At 68.6% G+C, this 3,514-nt stretch carries 5 protein-coding genes; 1 reads left to right on the plus strand and 4 read right to left on the minus strand.

Features of this window, described 5'->3' with window-relative positions; genetic code table 11:
* Positions 1–923: MMPL family transporter (locus AC2VON_RS15005; protein ID WP_486953663.1), on the plus strand; the 923-nt coding region annotated here is incomplete at its 5' end.
* Positions 924–934: 11 nt separating this feature from the next.
* Here the strand turns inward: AC2VON_RS15005 and AC2VON_RS15010 are convergent.
* The 4 genes from AC2VON_RS15010 to rsfS form a co-directional block, all read right to left on the minus strand.
* Positions 935–1,765 carry a DegV family protein gene (locus AC2VON_RS15010; protein ID WP_486953664.1) on the minus strand — a complete coding sequence of 277 codons (831 nt, stop codon included), beginning with the start codon at positions 1,763–1,765 and terminating at the stop codon, positions 935–937.
* A 55-nt stretch (positions 1,766–1,820) separates the two neighbouring features.
* Complete coding sequence (octT, locus tag AC2VON_RS15015) at positions 1,821–2,570, minus strand: diglucosylglycerate octanoyltransferase (protein WP_421529272.1); 750 nt, start codon at positions 2,568–2,570, stop codon at positions 1,821–1,823.
* Positions 2,560–3,234: a glucosyl-3-phosphoglycerate phosphatase gene (gene gpgP / locus AC2VON_RS15020; RefSeq protein ID WP_486953665.1), complete on the minus strand. Its 675-nt coding sequence runs from the start codon at positions 3,232–3,234 to the stop codon at positions 2,560–2,562. The genes octT and gpgP overlap by 11 nt, the downstream gene beginning before the upstream one ends.
* Positions 3,231–3,514: ribosome silencing factor (gene rsfS, locus AC2VON_RS15025; protein ID WP_486953666.1), on the minus strand; the 284-nt coding region annotated here is incomplete at its 5' end. The genes rsfS and gpgP, both read right to left, overlap by 4 nt.

A 3,514-nucleotide genomic window follows, 5' to 3' on the forward strand; every position in this document is an offset into this window, starting at 1 on the left:
AGATGGACGCGATGAACGACACCGCGATCGTCATGGGGCAAAGCTTCGACAAGTCCAAGAACGACGACTTCTTCTACCTGCCGCCCGAGGCGTTCTCGAACCCGGAGTTCATCCGCGGCATCAAGATGTTCTTTTCCCCCGACGGCAAGTCCACCCGTTTCTTCATCACCCATCAGGGCGATCCGATGACCCCGGAAGGGATCTCGCGGGTCGACTCCGAGCGCCTGGCCGCCCAGGAAGCGCTCAAGCAGTCGTCGCTGTCGAACGCCAAGGTGTTCCTGGGCGGTACGGCTGCCACCTTCAAGGACATGCATGACGGCGCCAAGTACGACCTGATGATCGCGGTGATCTCGGCGCTGACGCTGATCTTCATGATCATGCTGCTGCTGACCCGCAGCGTGGTGGCCGCCCTGGTCATCGTGAGCACCGCGGGCAGCTCGATCGCGGCGTCGTTCGGGCTGTCGGTGCTCATCTGGCAGGACCTGTTCGGTTTCAAGATCCACTGGATCGTGATGGCGTTGTCGGTCATCATCCTGCTGGCCGTCGGATCCGACTACAACCTGCTGTTGGTCTCCCGTTTCAAGGAAGAGATCCACGCCGGGCTCAAGACCGGATACATCCGGTCCATGGCCGGCACCGGCACCGTGGTGACATCGGCGGGTCTGGTGTTCGCCTTCACCATGGCGGCCATGCTGGGCAGCGAACTGACCGTCCTGGGACAGTTCGGCTCCACGGTCTGCATCGGTCTGCTGCTCGACACCCTGGTCGTGCGCACGCTGCTGATGCCCTCGGTCGCCACCATGCTCGGCCGCTGGTTCTGGTGGCCGCAGGTCGTCCACCCCCGGGGCGACTACGGGCGGCGGCCGGTGGCGGCCAAAGAGGACGAGACCTCCCCGATGCCGGTGTTGTCGGCACACCACTGATCGACGTGCAGCTACCCGGACAGCTGCACGCAGACCGCCACGGCTCCGGCACCGACGTGCAGCGCGAGCACCGGGCCCAGCGGGGTCACGATCGCGGGCCCGCACGCGGGTAGCCGCCGGGCAAACACGGCGGCTACCCGGATGGCACCATCGGGGTTGGCCACGTGGTGGACCGCCAGCGCGGCGGACTGCTCCCCCACCAGCTCACAAACCCGGTCGATCACGATCCCGGTAGCGTTGTCGAAGGTGCGCACCCGTTGGGCCAGAACAAGTTTCCCGTCCTCGATGCGCAGCACCGGCTTGAGCGCCAGCGCAGTGCCCAACCACGCCTTGGCGCCGCCGATCCGCCCGCTGCGGCGCAGGTTGTCCAGGCGGTGAACCACCACGAACGCATGGCTGCGGGCCACCGCCGCGCGTGCCGCGTCGGCAGCGGTGTCCAGGTCGGCGCCCGCCGCCGCGGCCCGGGCGGCGGCCAGTGCAACAAAGCCGGTGCCCATCGCGGCCGATCGCGAGTCGACGACGCGCACGGTCGAGCCCAGCTCGGCCGCGGCGTGACGCGCCGCAGCACAGGTCCCCGACAACCCCGACGACAGGTGCACCGCCACCACCCCGTCGCCGCCGCTGTCGGCCAGCGCCTTCCGGTAGGCCACCGCTAGTTCGGCCGGGGTAGCCGCCGCCGTGGTGGCGTGACGCTGGTGGACGTCGTCGGGGATGTCGTCGACACCCTCGCGCAGGCTGACGCCGTCGATCAGGACGTGCAGTGGGACAACGCGAACCCCCCACCTCTCGCGCAGCTCGACCGGCAGCCGCGACGAGGCATCGGTCACCACCACGACAGTCATGAGCGCCGCTCCTTCTCATCGCTGCGCTCTGCATCGTCGTCGGCGCGGGTCACGATCAGTCACACGGCTTCTGAGCCGCCACCTGAGCCTTCTGCGAGGCTTCGGCCAGCGCCTTGAGCATCAGCTCGGCGACCGCCCGGTGGGCCTCGAAGTTCCAGTGGATTCCGTCCGGGTTGCCCCGCCCGCTCATGATCTCTTCAGCCACGGCGGCTTTGAGGTCCACCAGCGGAACATCGCGGCCTTGCGCCCATTCGGTGATCGCCGCCACCGTACCGGGACGGCCGCGGTGAGACTTCCCGTAGGCCTCGGCGATGTGCACAGACGGCAGGCAGGCCACGATCGGGATCCCCGGTCGGTTGAAATCGATTGCGGCGCGCGTCTGTTCGAGGTATTTTGCGCTCAGGTGCGGGGGCAGCGCGGGCCTGGCGACAAGCGAGAACCTGGGTTGCACCCAGCCGTAACCGTCACGCACCCGGCGCCGAAGCCACGACGGACGCACGTAACGGATCAGTTCGCGCAGCGCCGTCGGCAGCACCGACGGCAACGAATCCATCCCGCCGGTCGCAAAGATCACCGCACCAGCCCTGGGCAATGCCGCCCACGCACGCGGGTCCTGGGTCGCCGCCCACCAGATGTCGCGGCAGGTCCAGCCGATCCTACCGATCAATTCCACATCCCAATCCAACTGTGCAGCAACGAGATTGGGCCAAATCCGCGGATCGTCGGCGGGCAGCCCCCCGGTGGGTCCGTAGTAGGCCAGGGAGTCGGCGAACACCAGCAGCGCGGGGCGTGCCTCAGAGGACATCGCCGAACACCTGCGCCGACGCATTCCACACATCCAGCCGCCAGCCGATCGCGTCGAACCCGTCGTCGTCGCCGCGGGAGTGACCGGAAAGTTGCACCCAGCTCGCGTTGCCCATGCCGCCCAGGATCGGCCAGTTGCCGACCGGCAGCTTCAGCAGCGCGGCCGACAGCGCAGCGATCAACCCGCCATGGGCGACGAGCACCACCGGCCGATCCGGCTGGTCGGGGTTACCCCACTCCGGATTACCGGCGACCAGCTCGGCGACCAGCGGCATGCTGCGCGCGGCCACGTCCACCCGGCTCTCCCCGCCGTGCGGCGCCCACGTAGCATCTTCGCGCCACGCCAGGCGGGCACCCGGGACCTCGGCGTCGATCTGCGTGTGCGTCAAGCCCTGCCAGTCCCCGAGATGTGTCTCGCGCAGCCGCTCGTCGACCCGGACGTCCACGCCGGACCGCTCCCCCAGCGTCACCGCGGTGTCGTAGGCGCGCCGCAGGTCGGAGGAGACGATCAGCAGCGGCTGCTGCTTGCCCAGCGCCTCGGCCGCGGCATGCGCCTGCGCCCGGCCGAGCTCGCTGAGCTGGGTGTCCAGCTGACCCTGCATCCGGCTGCCGCGGTTGTAGGCGGTCTGGCCGTGCCGCAACATCACCAGGCGACGGATTCTCATCGCGGGTCCAACGGTTCCGCCGACAGGTCCACCGGCAGCACCGGGCAGTCGCCCCACAGACGGTCCAGCGCGTAGAAGTCGCGGTCGTCCTGATGTTGGATGTGTACGACGATGTCGCGGTAGTCCAGCAATGTCCAGCGGCCCTCCCGGGTCCCCTCACGCCGCGCGGGCTTGTAGCCCGCGCGGCGCATCTTCTCCTCGACCTCGTCGACGATGGCGTTGACCTGCCGCTCGTTGGACGCCGACGCGATGACGAAGCAGTCCGTGATGACCAGCTGGC

This window comes from Mycobacterium sp. TH-M82 (assembly GCF_057473605.1).